This window comes from Actibacterium mucosum KCTC 23349 (assembly GCF_000647975.1).
GTDB classification, from domain to species: domain Bacteria; phylum Pseudomonadota; class Alphaproteobacteria; order Rhodobacterales; family Rhodobacteraceae; genus Actibacterium; species Actibacterium mucosum.
In genome coordinates this window covers 529,937-548,243 of the sequence record NZ_JFKE01000003.1, presented here as the reverse complement: position 1 = coordinate 548,243, position 18,307 = coordinate 529,937, and the positions used below count along the sequence as shown (strand labels likewise).

At 58.5% G+C, this 18,307-nt stretch carries 14 protein-coding genes and 1 pseudogene; 7 read left to right on the top strand and 8 right to left on the bottom strand.

The genetic code is table 11. The features are described 5' to 3' along the window. Nucleotides 1–442 (top strand): annotated as a pseudogene (locus ACMU_RS09255) (NADP-dependent phosphogluconate dehydrogenase); the annotation flags it as partial. A gap of 7 nt (nucleotides 443–449) precedes the next feature. On the opposite strand, the gene ACMU_RS09250 reads toward ACMU_RS09255, so the two are convergent. Beyond that, nucleotides 450–1,343: a LysR family transcriptional regulator gene (locus ACMU_RS09250; protein ID WP_035258630.1), complete on the bottom strand. Its 894-nt coding sequence runs from the start codon at nucleotides 1,341–1,343 to the stop codon at nucleotides 450–452. A gap of 139 nt (nucleotides 1,344–1,482) precedes the next feature. Between ACMU_RS09250 and ACMU_RS18750 the strand changes: the two genes are divergently transcribed. The 3 genes from ACMU_RS18750 to ACMU_RS09235 are packed head-to-tail and all read left to right on the top strand — an operon-like array spanning nucleotide 1,483 to nucleotide 4,154. Next, entirely contained in the window at nucleotides 1,483–2,148 is a 666-nt protein-coding gene (locus ACMU_RS18750; protein ID WP_081805466.1) for a YceI family protein, read from the top strand. Between the two features lie 5 nt (nucleotides 2,149–2,153). Next, nucleotides 2,154–3,260 carry a cytochrome b/b6 domain-containing protein gene (locus ACMU_RS18745; protein ID WP_152544566.1) on the top strand — a complete coding sequence of 369 codons (1,107 nt, stop codon included), beginning with the start codon at nucleotides 2,154–2,156 and terminating at the stop codon, nucleotides 3,258–3,260. A 21-nt stretch (nucleotides 3,261–3,281) separates the two neighbouring features. Then, nucleotides 3,282–4,154: an NAD(P)-dependent oxidoreductase gene (locus tag ACMU_RS09235; protein ID WP_035258627.1), complete on the top strand. Its 873-nt coding sequence runs from the start codon at nucleotides 3,282–3,284 to the stop codon at nucleotides 4,152–4,154. An 81-nt stretch (nucleotides 4,155–4,235) separates the two neighbouring features. Here the strand turns inward: ACMU_RS09235 and ACMU_RS09230 are convergent, their stop codons facing one another. Both ACMU_RS09230 and ACMU_RS09225 read right to left on the bottom strand, forming a co-directional pair. Then, on the bottom strand, nucleotides 4,236–5,624 hold the full coding sequence (locus tag ACMU_RS09230) for an aldehyde dehydrogenase family protein (RefSeq protein WP_035258625.1): 1,389 nt from the start codon (nucleotides 5,622–5,624) through the stop codon (nucleotides 4,236–4,238). 24 nt (nucleotides 5,625–5,648) lie between these two features. Beyond that, complete coding sequence (locus ACMU_RS09225) at nucleotides 5,649–7,253, bottom strand: GMC family oxidoreductase (RefSeq protein ID WP_035258623.1); 1,605 nt, start codon at nucleotides 7,251–7,253, stop codon at nucleotides 5,649–5,651. A gap of 103 nt (nucleotides 7,254–7,356) precedes the next feature. On the opposite strand from ACMU_RS09225, the gene ACMU_RS09220 reads away from it, so the two are divergent. Next, complete coding sequence (locus ACMU_RS09220; RefSeq protein WP_035258621.1) at nucleotides 7,357–8,085, top strand: GntR family transcriptional regulator; 729 nt, start codon at nucleotides 7,357–7,359, stop codon at nucleotides 8,083–8,085. Beyond that, entirely contained in the window at nucleotides 8,082–9,221 is a 1,140-nt protein-coding gene (locus ACMU_RS09215; RefSeq protein ID WP_035258619.1) for a mandelate racemase/muconate lactonizing enzyme family protein, read from the top strand. The genes ACMU_RS09220 and ACMU_RS09215 overlap by 4 nt, the downstream gene beginning before the upstream one ends. Before the next feature lie 18 nt (nucleotides 9,222–9,239). Here ACMU_RS09215 and ACMU_RS09210 read toward each other — a convergent pair whose 3' ends face one another. Beyond that, on the bottom strand, nucleotides 9,240–9,869 hold the full coding sequence (locus ACMU_RS09210; RefSeq protein ID WP_081805465.1) for an Lrp/AsnC family transcriptional regulator: 630 nt from the start codon (nucleotides 9,867–9,869) through the stop codon (nucleotides 9,240–9,242). A gap of 59 nt (nucleotides 9,870–9,928) precedes the next feature. On the opposite strand from ACMU_RS09210, the gene putA reads away from it, so the two are divergent. Further along, entirely contained in the window at nucleotides 9,929–13,372 is a 3,444-nt protein-coding gene (gene putA, locus ACMU_RS09205) for a bifunctional proline dehydrogenase/L-glutamate gamma-semialdehyde dehydrogenase PutA (protein ID WP_035258616.1), read from the top strand. Nucleotides 13,373–13,449: 77 nt separating this feature from the next. Here putA and ACMU_RS09200 read toward each other — a convergent pair whose 3' ends face one another. The 4 genes from ACMU_RS09200 to ACMU_RS09185 are packed head-to-tail and all read right to left on the bottom strand — an operon-like array spanning nucleotide 13,450 to nucleotide 18,274. Next, nucleotides 13,450–14,733 (bottom strand): amidohydrolase family protein, encoded by a 1,284-nt coding sequence (locus ACMU_RS09200; RefSeq protein WP_035258614.1) that lies wholly within the window; start codon nucleotides 14,731–14,733, stop codon nucleotides 13,450–13,452. Between the two features lie 12 nt (nucleotides 14,734–14,745). Beyond that, nucleotides 14,746–15,687, bottom strand: coding sequence for an ABC transporter permease (locus tag ACMU_RS09195; protein WP_035258915.1), 942 nt, complete (start codon nucleotides 15,685–15,687; stop codon nucleotides 14,746–14,748). After that, a complete protein-coding gene (locus tag ACMU_RS09190) occupies nucleotides 15,687–16,757 on the bottom strand; it encodes an ABC transporter permease (protein WP_407636992.1) in 1,071 nt (356 codons plus the stop codon). The genes ACMU_RS09195 and ACMU_RS09190 overlap by 1 nt, the downstream gene beginning before the upstream one ends. Then, nucleotides 16,757–18,274, bottom strand: coding sequence for an ABC transporter ATP-binding protein (locus ACMU_RS09185; protein ID WP_035258610.1), 1,518 nt, complete (start codon nucleotides 18,272–18,274; stop codon nucleotides 16,757–16,759). The genes ACMU_RS09190 and ACMU_RS09185 overlap by 1 nt, the downstream gene beginning before the upstream one ends. Between the last annotated feature and the right edge of the window lie 33 nt (nucleotides 18,275–18,307).

Sequence of the window (18,307 nt, the reverse complement as noted above, 5' to 3'; positions counted from 1 at the left end):
CGCGCTGATCGCGGGCAAGATCATGTGCTACGCGCAGGGCTTTGCGCTGTTGTCGAAGGCGGGCGCGACCTATGGCTGGGACCTGCCGATGCCGGCCATTGCCGAGGTCTGGCGCGAGGGCTGCATCATCCGCTCGTCCATGCTGAACGACATGGCGACGGCGTTGACCCAGGACGCCGCGCGCAACCTGATGTTCGCGCCTTACTTCGCCGATTTGATGACCACCCACGCGGGCGCTTTGCGCCGTGTGGTGGGCACGGCGGTGGCGCACGGGCTGCCGGTGCCGGCGATGTCGGCGGCGCTGAGCTATTTCGACACGATGCGCACGGGGCGCTCGACCGCCAACATGATCCAGGCCCAACGCGACTTCTTCGGCGCCCACTCCTTCGAACGCACCGACACCAAAGGCGCACACCACGGACCATGGGGTTCAAACGCGTGAGGGGGCACTAGCTCCAACAAGCCCGCAAATAGTCGATCATAACCCTGATTTTTTGCGGCATGTACGATCGGCTGGGGTAAAGTGCCCATGCGCCCGTGTCGAATTCGGTCGCTGTGCACTCGTAGCCAGGAAAAAGTTCAATCAAGTGGCCCGCGGCAATATCACGGTCCACCAGCCAATCCGCCAGCATCACGGGTCCCAATCCGTCACGTGCGGCTTGCCTCAGCGACAATGCGTTGGCTATTACGCACCACCCGTGCAGGGGAACTTCGAAAGACGCCTCTGTATCTTTCCGGAACAACCAGCGGCTGCGAAACTCGGGCAGGGCGAAACGCAGGCAATCGTGGTTGGCAAGGTCACGTGGATGGTCGAGTTTTTCAGCGGTTTTAAGGTATTCCGGGCTTGCACAGACGCGGTACCGCGTTGTCCTTATCCGCGTGCTGATTACATCGCCTGAAGGGGCAGAGGCAAGGCGCAGCGCCAAGTCGATACCATTGGCCAAAATATCCAGGTTGGCGTCTGTTGGAATCAAATCAATCGAGATTTTGGGGTATCGGCGGTGAAAATCTGCCAGAAAAGGCACGACACACTCATGCGCGAAGGCGACCGATGCCGTCATGCGCAGGGTTCCCGACGGCGTTTTGCGAAGCTGGGTCGCCTCGTCACGTGCGCGATCCAATTCCTCGACCAAAGGTGAGACGCGCCTAAGATACAATTCGCCCTCTTCCGTGACGGATAGTGACCGTGTTGTGCGCTGAAACAGGCGCAGACCGACTTCGGACTCGATGCTGGCCACCAATCGGGAGACGGAAGAGGGATCAACATTCAGGACACGGGCAGCGGCTGCAAAGCTGCCGTGCTGCGCGACCAGAGCGACGGTTCTGAGGGCTTCAATATCCATTAGTGCAAAAATTGCACGGCTGAGATGATATGCAAGGCCTTTTTGGGCGAATTTATCATCTTTACTTCAAAGCCATCACCACCCAATCCGCCATCTGTAACGCATTCAGACGGGCGGCTGAACTTGAACGGAGACGGAAATGAAACCTGTTTTTTTAGCTGCAGCATTAGCCGGTGCCGGCATGGTGTCTGCGCAGGCAGAACCACGCGAATGGACCCTTGATCTTGGCCATGCCCATTTCGGCTGGCAGGTGGATCATATGGGGCTGAGCAGAACGGTTGGAGTGTTTCGGGAATTCGACGGAACCTTCCTGATCGACGAAGAGAACCCCGCCAATAGCCAGATCAGCTTTGCAGTTAACGCGGCTTCGGTGGAGTCCAACCACATTGGACGCGACAACCATATCCGCAATGCCGACTATCTGAACGTTGGGCAGTACCCTCAAATCACCTTTGTTTCGACCGAGGTCGAGATGCTGACACCCGAGACGGGCATACTGCACGGTGATCTTACTATGCTGGGCGTGTCTGCTCCTTTGACGCTGGACTTCAAGATGGTCCGCAACACGGTCTACCCTGAGTTCATCCCGAACTACGACGAGGTCCGCGTTGTCGGTTTCGAGGTAACAGGACAGGTTCTGCGCTTGGACCATGGGATGGATTTTATCGCGTTTCTCGGTTCACCGACCGGGTTGGCGATCGATCTGGATATCCACTTTGACCTTGTCGATTGCGCGGATGTGCCGGACACGAACATTCCGTGCCACTGGGGCCGCGTCGCGGGCTTTGCTGGGCCGAACGAGTGATTGACATGCGCGCTTGGCATCCAATCGCAAAACTTTTGCACTGGGTCATGGCGGCATTGCTGCTGTCCATGATCGGGTGCGGTTTCTTGATGGCGCAGACCGCCGCCAAAGGGGATTTCGCGGCCCGCGTTTTGGGTTTGCGTGTCTACGACCTGTACCAACTGCACAAGTCGATCGGCGTTTCGTTGTTTGCTTTGCTCGTGTTGCGCGTGGTGTGGCGGGCACTGCATCGGCCGCCACCGTTCCCACAGGGGATGTCGGCAGGTGTTGTCCGGGCCGCGAAACTGACCCATCTTGGACTGTACGTGTTGATGGCGACCATGCCGTTGACCGGGTGGCTGATGGCGTCGTCCTCGCCGCTGGGCATTCCAACGGTTGTGTTTGGCGTCTTGCCAATTCCCCATCTGGTGGGCCCCGATGCCGAAGTCAGCGCGTTTTGGGGACGTCTTCATTGGATGGGGGGCGTGTCGATGTTGGCCCTTGTGACGCTACATGTCGCCGGCGCGTTAAAGCACCACTTTGTCGACCGAGACGATGTTTTGCGGCATATGCTGCCGTTCGGGCGCCGGCTTGGCTGGGTCGTGGTGTTGATCCTTCCCTTTGCATTCGTTCATCCCGCGTTGGCCCAGACACATTGGAAGGTTGACCCCGCAAAAAGCACGCTGGCCTTCGAGGTGAAAATCGGCACCTCTATTGCATTTGGCACCTTTTCAGACTGGACCGCTCATATCCAGTTTGATCCGCAGGACCAGAACCAAAACAGTGTCCAAGTTCAGGTTTCAACCGCGACGGCGTCCATCTCTGCGCCGCAAGCGGCCGCACCGCTGGCGGGGTCATCCTGGCTGGACGCCGACGCGTTTCCAGTTGCCGAGTTCGTCGCAGACAGCCTCACATGGGATGGGCAGCACCTCACCGTGCCGGGAACTTTAACCCTGAAGGGTGTGACATTGCCCCTCGTGCTTTCGGGCACATTGGACATCGCAGGATCAACGGCAACGGCACAGTTGCGCAGCACGCTCAGTCGTCACGACTTTGGCATTGGCGATGCCAACCCGGCGGTTTCAACCGACGTAATAATTGCCGTTTCCCTAACCGCACACCGCGTTCAATGAAGCAGTAAAAGGAACTGAAACATGACAAAAATTGCTTTTCTTGGCCTTGGTGCCATGGGGTCTCGAATGGCCGGAAACTTGCTTGCTTCAGGGCATGAAGTAACGGTCTGGAATCGCAACAGGGACCGAGCCGACGCCTTGGGCAACGCGGGTGCCGTTGTTGCGGAATCCCCAGCGATTGCAGCCAAAGGCGCCGAAATCGTTATTTCCATGGTGCGCGATGACAGGGCGTCGCACGCGGTCTGGGCGGCACCGGAATCCGGAGCGTTTGCGGGTATGAGTCCCGGTACCTTGGGTGTTGAATGTTCAACCGTTTCGCCCGGTCATGCAAAAGCGTTGCACAACATCGCTGCGTCGCGCGGTGTCGGGTTTCTTGATGCGCCATTGGCAGGCTCTCGGCCGCAAGCCGAGGCCGCTCAGCTGATCTTTATGGTTGGCGGCATGGAAAGCGATCTGGGCAAGGCCCAGCCGGTCTTGAACGACATGGGCAGCGCCGTTCACCACGCAGGGGATGCCGGTGCCGGGGCGGTTGTGAAACTGATGGTCAACACGCTGTTTGCAGCGCAGCTTGCGACATTGGCTGAATTGCTGGGGTTGGCTTCCAGCGGCGGTCTGGCCCCGGCGCGGGCTTTGGAAATCCTATCTGCCACGCCAGTAGCCAGCCCGGCGGCAAAGCTTGGTGGCAGCGCGATGTTGGCGCAGGCGTTTCAGCCGGCATTCCCGATTGAGCTTGTGTGCAAGGATTTGGGCCTTGCGCTGGACACAAACGAGGAAGGGGGGCAAGCCGCACCAATGACCCAAGCCACGGCCGAGGTTTTTGCCAAGGCCGCCGACAGTGGGTTTGGCGCCGACAACATCACGGCCATCGCAAAACTCTATGCGCCGTTCGGATAAACCGTCGCCGATCTGAACAATGGCACCGCGCCTTCTTACATTTCGTGCAAGGCGCGGTGCTTCGATTGTGGAATTTGGACTTCACACTTTGGCGCGCTGATAGACAGTATGCTCGGTGGTATAAAACTGAACGGTTGACGGCCCATTTGATCCCCCGACCCCCATGGCGCTGTCTTTGACGCCGACGAAGGGAAGGTGGTTTTCAGGGAAGCTGCCTGCATTCACATGCAACATGCCGCTTTCACTTTCAGCAACGAAGCGTTCGATAACCGGTGCCTGCTCTGAGTAGACGCAGGATGACAGGCCAAAGGAGACGCCATTGGCAATACTTAGCGCTTCGTCGATGGAGCTATACGGAATGACTGAAAGAACCGGGCCAAAAACTTCTTCGCGGGCGATCTCCATTTCACGCGTCACGTTCGAAAGAATGGTCGGCGCGTAGAAATAGCCGCCCGTCTCTGTCTTTATGGCTTTCCCACCCGCAGAAATTTTTGCACCTTGCGCGGCGGCCCGGGCGACAAAGGCAGAGACATCCTCCAACTGCTGACGACTGGAAAGTGGGCCAAGTTGGGCGCCTTGTGCCGTTCCATCCATCGGATGCATGGCCTCAGCACGTGTGGACAGGCCATCGACAACAGCGCGTTCAAGGTTACGGTTCACGATGACACGGCTGACGGCTGTACATCTCTGCCCACACACGGCAAATGCCGCCGCCATGATTTGATCAAGAACCGCATCCAGATCACTGGCGTCATTCAGGATGGCCGGGTTCTTGCCGCCCAGTTCCAAAGACACTTCGGCCAGATGCCCCGCAGCAGCTTGCGCAACACGTTTCCCGACCCCAACAGATCCGGTAAAGCTGATGGCGTTGACGCCAGGATGTTCGGCCAAAGCCTGTCCCAATGCGCCGTTGCCGATAGCGGCTTGAACAATGTTTTCAGGTAAATGATCGCTCGCAATCTGTGCCATCAGGTCAATGGCCCCCGGAGACAGTGATGCAGGCTTCAGGACAATTGCGTTGCCGTACACCAGTGCTGGAATGGCCTTGCGCATAGGTGTGCTGAAGGGAAAGTTCCACGGGTTGATGCCCAAGATAACGCCCCGTGGCCGCCTTGTCGTATAGGCAACGGTTCCCGGCAATTGCGAAGGGAAAACCTCGCCAACCGGCGCACCCGCCCGTGCAACCATGGCCCGCGCTTCGCCCAGAGCTTTGGTCACCTCTCCCCGCGCTTCGGCCAAGGGTTTACCCATTTCCTTGGTGATTGACAGGGCGATGTCCTCGCGACGCGCCTCTAACGCATCAATGTAGCGGGCAATAATTGCACCACGTTCAGGCTGGGGTACCAAGGCCCAATTGGCCTGAGCCTGATGCGCACGCGTTATCAGTCCGTCCAGATCACCCGGTTCCGTTTCGGTGTATCGTGCTGCGACTTCCCCCGGTACAGCGGGATTGCGAATTTCGATGGTCATAATGTGTCCTGCTTTGATTTGGGGTTAGGCGGAAGAGCCGGAGCGGATCAGGTCGGCGGCTTTTTCAGCAATCATGAACGTAGGTGCGTTAGTATTGGCCGAAGTGATCTTTGGCATGACCGAGGCATCCACGACCCGCAAACCTTCCACACCTTTGACGCGCAATTCTGGGTCGACCACGGCGGTGTCATCGCGCCCCATGCGGCATGTACCCACCAGGTGGTACACCGTGGCAGCCACCCGGCGGATGGCGTCCAGCAACTCGGCATCGCTTTGATGCGCGGCCCCGGGGATGATTTCGTGTTTCCAACGGCCGCGGAACTCGGGCCTGTTGTAAATGGCGCGGACCATTCGCAGACCTTCGATCATGACATTCTGGTCCAGTTCCGATGACAAGTAATTGGTGCGAATAATCGGATCTGCAAATGGATCACGGCCGGCGATTTCTATCGAACCGCGGCTTTCAGGATGGCACTGCCAAAAAGAGGTCGTGAAACCGGCATATCGGTGCAGGGGTTTGCCGGGCTTGTCCACCGACAGCGGCATGACGAAAAGCTGCAGGTCGGGGCGGCCGTTCTTGGCAAATTTGCTGCAGGCCGCACCACCAACCTGGCCCGCACCAACGGTCAGCGGGCCGCGTGCACCGATCAGCCATTCCAATCCCATCTTCGCGAGAGAGAAAGGGTTTCTCACGTGATCATTCAGCGACATGCCCCGCTCGGACATCTCGACGATTGTGCGCATCTGCAAATGATCCTGAAGGTTTGCGCCAACCTCGGGGGCGTCGTGGCGCACGGGAATGCCGTGTTCGCGCAAAAGGTCGGCGGGCCCGATGCCGGACAGTTGCAGCAATTGCGGCGACTGCACCGCGCCACCACACAAGATGACCTCGCAGTCGGCGTGCACTTCGTTTGTTTTGCCCCTGTGTACATATCGGACACCTGTGGCCCGCGACTTGTTGAACAGAATTTCGGTTGCGCGTGCGCGGACTTTCATCGTCAGGTTCGGGCGTTTCAGTGCGGGATGCAGGAACGCGGTTGCCGCGCTGTCGCGCCAACGTCCGCGCGGGGTCAGTTGGTATCGACCAACGCCCAGCGAATCTGCGCCGTTAAAATCTTCGTTCTGGGGCAGCCCGTAACCGCTTGCGGCACGCAGCCAGTCATTGCAGGCGGCGTTCTGATTGCGCAAATCCGAGATTTGCAACGGCCCGTGTGCCCCACGATACTGCGACGGCCGCCCATTGTAGGTTTCCACCGCTCGGAAATGAGGCAGCACGTCCCGATAGCTCCAGCCGTCTGCGCCCAAGTCGTGCCAGTCGTCAAAGTCTTGGTGTTGCCCGCGAATATAGATCAGCCCGTTTATCGCGCTTGATCCACCGACAACTTGACCTCGGGGGCAATCCATACGGCGATTTGCAATACCGCTGTCAGGCTGCGCCCGGTACAGGTGAGACACGCGTGCATTATAAATCGACTTATAGTAGCCAACCGGCAGTTTCAGCCAGAAACCACGATCAGGCCCACCCCCCTCAAGCAACAGCACGCGTACTGCCGGATCCTCGGAAAGGCGGGAGGCAAGCGTTGCGCCTGCGGTGCCTGACCCAATGATGATATAATCGTATCCCGCCATTGCGCGCCTCCAAAAGTTCTATGATTAGAACTATTGTGATTCCGCTGGCATCGCAACATAGATTCTATATATAGGATTTTAAGTCTTTTGAGGTTTGGGACCAATGACCGACACATTCCGTCAAAGCCGCGCACCGCTCTACCTTCAGATCACAGAAATCCTGCGACAAAACCTTGAACGCGGTACATGGCTGCCTGGCGAGCTGTTGCCGACGGTAACAGAGCTGTCTCAGAAGTATTCGGTTGCAAAGATCACGATCCGACAAGCCGTGAAGATACTGGAAGACGAAGGCCTGCTGGAATCGCGGCGGGGACGTGGAACAACCGTTCTGCCTCCGCCTCCGACGCCCACGCCATTGCATTTGGGGACTCGCCTGTCGACCCTTGTCGACATGTATCGTGGCGACCGGCCCACGATGGACTTGCTGGATGATCGCAAGGCGGACATACCGGGCGCACCCTTGATCGGCACTTTGTCAGAGACCGGGTATCACCTTCTCAAAAGGACCCATACCCGCGACGGCGCGGTTTATTGCGTTATCGCGATCTACATTGCCCAAGACGTATTCAACCCGCGCGAAGACGCGTTTCGCACGCAACTGGCGCTGCCCGTTCTTGTGGATTCGCCGGATGTGGACATCGCCCGAGCGCGTCAGTCGCTGAGCATCGGTAAATGCGATGACACGTTGGCCGGTATGCTCAACCTTGCGATCGGCGACCCGGTTGTCGAGGTTCGGCGAACGCTTTGCGACAGCAACGACCGTGTGATCTATCTGGCCGATGTCAGTTATCGCAGCGATTATGTGCGCCTCGAAATGGATCTGATGGCATGATCGAGATTGCGCGTATTCAAGCCTGGGCCTTTCGCAGCCCGACAAAGCGCCCGGTCGCCACGTCATTTGGGGTCATGCATGACCGGCCAGCCGTTCTGATCCGCGTTGAGGATCGCGACGGGGTCTTTGGTTGGGGCGAGGCTTTTGCCAATTGGCCCGCCGCGGGCGCTGAACACCGTGTGCGATTGTTGCAGATGGATATTGCGCAACTGGTGTTGAACAAACCCGCCGCCACGCCCGCAGAATTCTTCCACCAACTTGCAGATCAAACCCGAATTCGTGCGGTGCAATGTGGCGAGGTCGGGCCATTTTCCCAGGTGCTGGCCGGGTTGGATATTGCAATCTGGGACCTCGCTGCCCGACGGGCGGGGCTGCCGCTTCGCAAGTTCATTCGCCAAGATGCTGCAGATCAGGTTCCGGCCTATGCCAGCGGGATTCAGATCAACGCTGCCGCCGAAATTTTGCCAGCGGCCCGCATGGCAGGCCACCAGCGTTTTAAAGTTAAGGTGGGGTTCAACATGCCCACTGACATCGCGTTGGTGCATGATGTTCAGACCGACCTGTCCGGCGAAGAAACCCTGGCGTGCGATGCCAATCAGGCCTGGAATCTGGAGCAGGCATGCGCGTTTGTCGACGGCGTCGCGGGTCTGCCCCTGCATTGGCTGGAAGAGCCGATGCCCGTCTTCACCGACCGCACAAAATGGCAAGAGTTGGCCCGCCAAAGCTCTATCCCGCTTGCAGGTGGAGAGAACATCATCGGTGTCCCGGAGTTTGGGAAAGCCATCGACGCGGGTCATTTGTCTGTTGTCCAGCCGGACGTGGCGAAATGGGGGGGGATTACCGGGTGTCTTGCCGTCGCCCAGCAAGCTCTGCGCGCCGGGCGCAGATACTGCCCGCACTTCCTTGGCGCAGGTATCGGCCTTGTCGCGTCGGCAGAATTGCTGGCCGGTGTTGGCGGCGACGGTCAGTTGGAAGTGGATTTCAACGCGAACCCACTTCGCACAATGTTTCTTGACGGCGAAAAAGAACCCATCATTCGCGGCGCGTGGCAATGTTCAGACAAACCCGGCCTTGGCGTCGAAGCCTTGCCCAACGACATCACGCAGTTCCAAACGTTGCACGTGGACCTTTGCTGACAGGTCTCATGTATCTCCTCAGAACACTGCGTCGTCCTTTACGGCCTCCATCGACACATGGGTTGATGTGGTCTGAACATGTGGCAACATGGCAATTGTTCCGCCCAAAAATTCGCGGAATGCTCGCATGTCCGAGCCCCGAACTTTCAGTAGGTAATCATAGTGGGCAGCCACCATATGGCACTGCTCGATCTCGGGATGGTCACGCACCGCTGCGTTGAATTCGCTCAGCGCTGAACTGCGTGTTGAACTCAGTTTCACTTCCACAAAAGCAACATGGCTCAGGTCCAGTTTTACCGGATCCAACAGCACGCGGTAGCCTGTGATAAACCCCTCTGCCTCCAACCGCCGGATGCGATTGTGGCACGGTGTTTTTGAAAGCCCAACCTGTTTGGAAAGATCGGCAACACTGATCCGGGCGTTTTGCCCCAGCGCCTTAATGATCTTAATGTCGAAGTCGTCTAGTGACGCAGAAGCCAATCTTTTCTCCTTCGCAAAAGCACCCCGAGCAGGACTAAGGGCGCGTTTAGTCGTAGTTCTATGCACTACAGTTTCGCACAAATTCGGTAAATTGTACCTCAGTATTCGGAAAAGCAGGAATTTCGTCCAGTCGCGTTTCGCTAAGCTGACTGTGTTGAACTCGGCCATGCTGACGGTCCGGAACAGAAGGCGACAGCTTTAGTCGCGCCCAACAGAAGTTGCTTTTGATGAATATGACTGCGATCAGATCAGAAATGCAGGCGCATTACACGGCTGCGGACACGGCTGTTCTTGGGCAACTTACCAAACGGTTCGCTCCAACGGCTGAACAAAGAAAACGCATCGTTGATCGTGCTACGCACCTGGTGGACACCGTTCGATCCGACACCAAGCCGGGAATAACCGAGGCGTTTTTGGGGGAATACGGTTTATCCTCGGAAGAGGGTGTCGCCATCATGACCTTGGCCGAAGCCTTGCTGCGCATTCCTGATGCCGAAACCAAAGATGCCCTGATCGAAGACAAAACCACAGGTCGCGCGTGGATGCGGCACGCAGGTCAGTCCGAGAACCACGTGGTCAACGCCTCGACCCTGGCCCTGTCACTGACGGGCCAGTTGATGTCCGATGCGGAAGGAACCGGTGTGGGTGCGGCTCTTAGAACGGCAACAAAACGTCTGGGTGCACCAGTCATCCGTACCGCGGTTGGCCGTGTCATGCGTGAACTGGGGCATCAGTTTGTTCTGGGAGAAACGATTCAAAAGGCAACCGGTCGAGCCACCGCATTTGAAGCAAAGGGCTACACTTATTCGTACGACATGCTGGGCGAGGCCGCCATGACAGCGGCAGATGCAAAGGCGTTTTTTGAAGCCTACCTGTCGGCCATTCACCACATCGGACGGACATCGACGGGCACCAACGTCGCCACGCGTGCGGGAATCTCGGTCAAGCTGTCCGCCCTGCATCCTCGTTATGAATTTCTCAAAGGCAAAGTGGTTGTTTCCGAAATTTCAGATCGATTGACGACCCTTTGCATGCAGGCTGCTCGGTTCAACATCGGCTTGAACATTGATGCGGAAGAGGCAGACCGGCTTGACCCATCGCTTGCAATCATCGACGCCACCTTGAAGCGGTTACCTGCCGGATGGGATGGGTTTGGCGTCGTTGTGCAGGCTTATGGCAAAAGAGCGGGCTGGGTCATTGACTGGTTGCACGCACTGGCCGTGCGCGAGAACCGCAAGATCATGGTACGGCTTGTGAAAGGCGCCTACTGGGATGCCGAGATCAAGCAAGCACAAATACAAGGTGTGAGTGGGTTTCCCGTGTTCTCCAGCAAGGCCGCAACCGATGTGTCCTATATCTGTTGCGCTGCAAAGCTGTTGGGAATGCGCGATCGTATCTATCCACAGTTTGCAACCCACAATGCCCACACCGTTGCGGCCGTGGTCGAAATGGCAGGCAACACAACAGGGTTCGAATTTCAGCGTCTTCACGGCATGGGCGAAGCACTGCATGATGTGAACCGGCAAGAGAACAATGCTCTGTGTCGTATCTACGCGCCCGTTGGAACGCACAAAGAACTGCTGGCTTATCTGGTGCGACGCCTTCTGGAAAACGGCGCAAACAGCTCGTTCGTCAATCAGATCGTCGACAAAGGCATTCCGACAATTGACGTGGTTGCCGATCCGTTTGAACAGCTCGGCGAGGGCAGGGTAACGAATGCCGCCCTGCGTCAGCCCGTAGATCTGTTTATGCCCGAACGGTTGAACTCGGCGGGTCTGAACCTTCAAAACATCTGCGATGTCGAAGCTTTGGAAAAGGATCGCGCGCCATACTTGCAGAATTGTTTTACCGCGCATCCCCTTACCGTGCCCAATTGGCACGCCTTAGGGGAAGAGAATGTGATCAACCCGGCTGATCCGACGGACGTTGTCGGAACGGTAAGGAGCGCCGATGGTCCAACCGTCGACGCAGCGATTGCGGCGGCGGTCCCATGGGCGCAAATTGCGCCTCTGGCGGTACGTCAGGAAACGCTGAATCGGGTCTCGGAACTGCTTGAGGGGAACAGACCGAAATTCGCCGCATTGTTGTCTCGCGAGGCAGGCAAAACGCTGACGGATATCGACGCGGAACTGCGCGAAGCTGTGGATTTTCTTCGCTTTTACGCAGCCCGGGCTGCTCGCCATCCCCGCGCACGACCCAAAGGCATCGTGGCGGCGATTTCCCCCTGGAATTTTCCATTGGCGATCTTCACAGGTCAGGTTAGTGCGGCCCTGGCGACGGGCAACGCTGTACTGGCGAAACCGGCAGAGCAAACGCCGTTGACTGCATTTCTTACCGTTCAACTTATGCATGAGGCCGGGGTTCCGATGGAAGCATTACAATTATTGCCCGGTTATGGTGCCGACGTGGGGGCGCGGCTAACCTCGCATCCCAAGGTGGATGCCGTGTGTTTCACCGGCTCAACGGCAACCGGACATGCGATCAACCGGACCATGGCCGAAAACCTGCATCCTGACGCCAGCCTTCTGGCTGAAACCGGTGGCTTGAACGCGATGATCGTGGATTCCACTGCTTTGCCCGAACAGGCCATCAAGGACATTGTCGCGTCCGCGTTTCAGTCTACGGGGCAGCGATGCTCGGCCCTGCGTGTTCTGTATATTCAGGACGATATTGCCGCACCGTTTCTGGACATGCTGATTGGCGCCATGGACGAACTGATCGTCGGTGATCCACTGGACCGGGCCACAGACATCGGCCCGGTAATCGATGCACGCGCAAAGGCAAACATCGAAGCACATATTGCGGCGTGCAAGGGCCGTGTCCTGAAACAGGTTGCTGCCCCCGAAACCGGAACTTTTGTTGGGCCGACCATCATCGAGATCGACGGAATATCAGACCTGCAGGCCGAAGTTTTTGGACCCGTGCTGCATGTTTGCCGTTTCGGGGCTGGTGATATTGCGAAGGTGATTACAGACATCAACTGTTCCGACTATGCGTTGACCTTCGGTTTTCACAGCCGGATCGAAAGCCGGGCTGCCGAGGCAGCGGCGGCGATCCGCGCAGGCAATGTCTATGTCAATCGCAACCAGATCGGCGCGGTGGTGGGTTCACAGCCATTCGGCGGCGAGGGGCTGTCTGGTACCGGCCCAAAGGCTGGCGGCGCGCGCTACCTGACGCAATTCGTGAAAGCGGAAAGGGAAGTCGTCGCAGCGCGTACCACTGCGCAGCTTCCACAGATAGGGCAGGCCGAAATCGACAACGCAAATGCGCGGTTCAAACCAAGGGTCGTGGACCAAAAAGCCCTGGCAGGCCCAACAGGCGAAAGCAACATTCTGACGACCAGCGGGCGCGGTGTGGTGCTGTGTATGGGGCCCGGAAGCCTTGCAGAGCGGCAGGCGTTAATTGCTTCGACCATGGGGTCTGTTGGTGTCATCGGTACCTGCGACGCTGCAAGGCTTGGTGAGTTCAGCGGCTTTACCGGGGTCGCGTACTGGGGCGATACGGACACAAAAAGAAAAATCCGCACGGCACTTGCCGGGCGCGACGGGGCGATCCTGCCTTTGCTGACAACAGCGGATGCGATGGAACATTTTGTGCGCGAACAGCATGTTTGCGTCGACACGACAGCGGCAGGGGGGAACACGGCGTTGCTGGCCGGGCGGCGGGAATAACGACCCGCCTTGTTAAACCACTGTTGCCACGTATTCAGACCGTTCAGTCAAGCAGCCGCCCCAATGTTCCGGTGTGGCTAGAGGGATGAGATTTTGGCCTCGTCCAATGTCCGCGTGTTGTCGGAAATCGTCAGGTTGTGCCGTATTGGCGCCGATTCTGCGATGCATTTTCCCTTGCGGAAAACCTTCAATCGATGCGCACGCAGCCGAATGGCCTCAATCGGATCGTTGGCCTGAAGCACCACAAAGCTCGCGTCGCACCCCTTGTCCAGACCATAACCATCAAGCCCCATGATTTGTGCCGATGTGCGCGTGACTGCGTCAAAGCACCAAGCCATGTCGGCGCGGCTGGACAATTGCCCAACATGCAGCCCCATAAAAGCCACGTCCAGCATGTCGGCCTTGCCCAGAGAATACCACGGGTCCATCACGCAGTCCGACCCAAACCCCACGACGACTCCGGCATCGCGCAATTCCCGTACGCGCGTTTGCCCGCGCCGTTTGGGAAAGGTGTCATGGCGGCCCTGCAGCATGATGTTGATCAGCGGGTTTGGAATGGCGTGAACCTGCGCCTCGGCGATCAGCGGAATAAGTTTCGAGACATAGTAATTGTCCATCGAATGCATCGATGTCAGGTGCGACCCGGCAACCCGCCCCTGCAGGCCCAATCGCTGTGTCTGATAGGCCAGCGTTTCAATATGACGGCTGTGTGGATCGTCGCTTTCGTCGCAGTGCATGTCGACCATCAGCCCGCGCTCCGCAGCAATTTCACACAGCAAACGGACACTTTCGGCACCATCCGCCATCGTGCGTTCGAAATGCGGAATGCCGCCAACAACATCCACACCCATATCCAGCGCCCGCACCGTGTTCTGCAACGCCGTGGCGTCCCGCAACACACCGTCTTGCGGGAATGCGACGAGTTGCAGGTCCAGATAGTCTTGCACTCGTTCGCGCACTTCTATCAACGCCTGCACGCCCTTCAACTCGTCATCGCAGGTATCCACATGGGTGCGAATAGCGCCAATGCCCTTGGCCACGGCCAGATCGCAATACCGCATGGCGCGTTCAATAATGTCGTCCACCGACTGAATGGGCTTCAACTCGCCCCACAGCGCGATACCCTCCAGCAGCGTGCCCGAGACATTCATGCGCGGCGTGCCCAGAGACAGGGTCGCGTCCATGTGAAAATGCGGGTCGACGAATGGCGGCGAAACCAGGTTCCCGGCGGCGTCAAAGACCTGTGCGGCGTCGGCGACGATGCCAGGTTCCACCGCGGCGATTTTGCCTTTCACACAGGCGATGTCTTGTCCCGTGCGGTCGTCGGGCAGGGTGGCATTCCTGACAATCAGGTCGAACATCTTGGGTCTCTCCTAGCGTTGGCCTTTGAACCACGGGGTCAGAAGGGCACGGGGATAATCCGCCGACCGCGCTGCAATCACAAGCGCGACGATCGACAGGATGTAAGGCGCCATCAGGAAGACCTGCCCCGGTACCAATGCGCCCATCTCTGTTTGCAGACGCACCTGCAACGCATCGAAGGCGCCGAACAAAAGCGCACCCAGCAACGCCTTACCCGGCCGCCATGATGCAAAGATCACCAGCGCGATACAGACCCACCCCCGCCCGTTAACCATCCCGAAGAAGAAGGCGTCAAAGGCGCTCATTGTCAGAAAAGCGCCTCCCAGTGCCATCATGGCCGAGCCTGCAACAATGGCCCAGATACGCAGCGCGTAGACCGACAAACCCTGGGCGTCGACACTGTCTGGATTGTCACCCACGGCCTTCAGCGCCACGCCCAATGCGGTGCGGTCCATCACGTACCAAACCAGCGCGACCATAAGCAGTGCCAGCCATGTCAGCGCGGTTTGTTGAAACAGAACCGGGCCAAGGAACGGCAGATCGGAAAGTATCGGCACGTCCATCGGCTGAAACGGTTCGATACGCGGCGGGGACGAGACATTGGGCAAGGCGGTTCGATACGTGAAATAGCTGACCGAAGTGGCAAACAACGTAATGCCCAGCCCCGACACGTGTTGCGACAGGCCCAGGGGCACGGTCAGAAAGGCGTGTAAAAGTCCAAACAGGCCGCCCGCCAAAGCCGCCACAAGCACGCCCCCCCACAGCCCCGCACCCAGCCAGACCGCCATCCATCCGCACATGGCACCTACGACAAAGATCCCCTCGATCCCAAGATTGAGTACACCCGCACGCTCGCAGATAAGCGCGCCCAGAACGCCAAAGATCAAGGGCGAAGCGATCCGTAAAGAGGCGGCCCAAAAGCTTTCGGTGACAAGGATGTTGAACAGGTCCATCATGCTTTGGCCCCCCGGCGTCCGGTTCGCTCGATCCGGAACTTGGCAAGGAAACCGCCGATCAATACGCAAAGCAGCGACATCGATACGACCAGATCGGCCAAAAAGGACGACACACCCATTGCGCGGCTCATGCTGTCCGCGCCAACAAAGACCGAGGCGATGAACAGCGCGGCAATGACAACGCCCGCCGGTGACAGCCCGGCCAGCATTGCCACGACGATGCCGGTATATCCGAAGCCGGGCGAAAGGTCGGTCGTCAGGTAACCCTTAAGGCCCGCAACCTCGCTGACACCCGCCAGTCCGGCCAACGCACCGGAAATTGCAGCGACCCCAAATAACGAGCGGTTTACATTGATGCCGGCATGGCGCGCCGCCGGGGCGTTTTCACCCACAGCCCGCAGTTTGAAGCCCCAGACCGAACGGACCAGCATAAACTGCGCCGCTGCAGCCAGAACCAGTCCGATGATCAATCCTGAATGCACCCGCATCCGGTCCATCAACGGTGGCAACACGCCTTGATCGAGGATCGGCGCGGATTGTGGCCAGCCCAGGCTCATTGGATCCTGTAGCGGACCCTCCAGCATCATTTGCAAGAAGATCAGGATGATAAAGTTCAACAACAGCGTGGTCACAACCTCGTCCGCGCCAAACCGTACTTTCAGATAGGTCGGCGCCACCATGCCCGCGGCGCCCGCCGCGGCACCCATCACAATGACCAGCGGCACCAACAGAACGCCCGAGATGTCCAGCAGGCCCGACCCAACAGCAACGGCGGCCATTGCACCCAGGTACAGCTGCCCCTCGGCCCCGATATTCCAAAGCTTGGCGCGAAAAGCCAGGGCGGCAGCAAGCCCGGTGAAAATCAACGGTGTGGCACGGGTTAGCATTTCGGATATGGCAAAGACCGAGCCAAAGACGCCCTTCAGCATTTGCCCGTAGGCTGCGATTGGATTGGCCCCGGCTGCCAGCAAGGGAATCGCGGCCAAGGCCAGTGCAATCAGGGCCGACAGCACCGGTATTCCCAGCGCAAAGGCTCGGGACGGGTTTTCGCGCGGCTCGATACGGATCATGCGGGTTCTCCAGCCATCATCAGCCCGACTTGCGTGCGGTTTCGGTTGGGTGCTTCGATCAACGCGCCGTCGCGGATCACCATGATCCGGTCCGCCAGACCCAGAACTTCGTCCAGGTCTTCCGAGATCAGGATCACGCCCGCTCCCCGGTTGCGGGCCTCTAGCAGGCGGCGTCCAACCTCGGCCGCAGCCCCCATATCAAGCCCCCGTGTGGGCTGATTTGCCAGGATCACCCGCGGAGAGCGTTCGAAAACGCGGGCCAGTATCAACTTCTGAATGTTGCCTCCCGATAGCAGCCGCGCGGGGGCATCGGTACCCGGTCCGCGCACGTCATAAGACCTGGCAAGCCTTTCGGCATTGGCCTGAATGGCCTCGCGACGCATAAGCCCGCGGGATTGAACTTCGGGGTCGTGCAGGCGCTCGATCACCATGTTCTCGGCGACGCTCATCGCGCCAACAATCCCTTCGTGATGGCGGTCTTCGGGAATGCGGCCTATGCCGGCCTCGATCATTGCCGCCGGGGTAGGGTGGGCGATCTGTTCGCCGTGAACGTGCAAAGTACCGTTGCTGGGTACAGCAAGCCCGGACACCAAGTTGGCAAAGCCTGTCTGTCCGTTGCCTGATACGCCCGCAATCCCCAGAATTTCGTTGGCATGAACGGTTACCGAAACGTCGTTCAGGGTGTCCCGTTTTGAACGCCCTGAAACCGACACGTTTTTGAGGCTGAACAAAGGGGTGCCCGGCGTGGCGGCCTGCCGTGTGACCTTTGGCGTTTCCGCCCCCACCATCAAGGTAGCGATCATGTTCTCGTCTGCGTCGGAGGTGGGCATTTCGCCCACTTTCTTCCCGTGACGCAGCACAGCAATCCGATCGGAAAAGGCCAAAACCTCGCGCAGCTTGTGACTGATGAAAATGACGGATAACCCGTCCTTGGTCATCGCCTTGATGCTGGCAAACAAGGTATCAGCCTCTTGCGGTGTCAGAACCGCCGTGGGTTCGTCCAACACCAGGATCCGGGCATCGCGATACAGCGCCTTCAGGATTTCGACACGCTGACGCTCGCCCACGGACAAACGCCCAACCGGAACGTCCAAGGGCGCGGTCAACCCACTTCGCGCCATAAGCTCTTCGACTTTGGCGCGCGCAGCCTGCCGGTTGCGCCGCAGCGACAACATGGGTTCCGAACCCAGCGTGATATTGTCCAGCGCATTAATGTTCTCGGCCAATGCGAAATGCTGATGCACCATGCCAACCCCCGCGGCCAACGCGGCCTGCGGATGGCCCAGTTGCAGTGCCTGCAAACTGCCCTGAGTATCAGCAACCTCTACCGAACCGGCGTCAGGCAGGTAGTGGCCGAACAGCATGTTCATCAGGGTCGTCTTTCCGGCGCCGTTTTCTCCCAGAAGTGCCAGAACCTCGCCGCGGTTCAGTGACAGGCTCACGTCGTCATTGGCTACGACAGGGCCAAAACGTTTGCTAAGCCCGTTCAGCTTCAGAACCTTGGTGTCAGTCATGGAAAAACTTCAAAAAAGGAGGGCTGGCGGTGA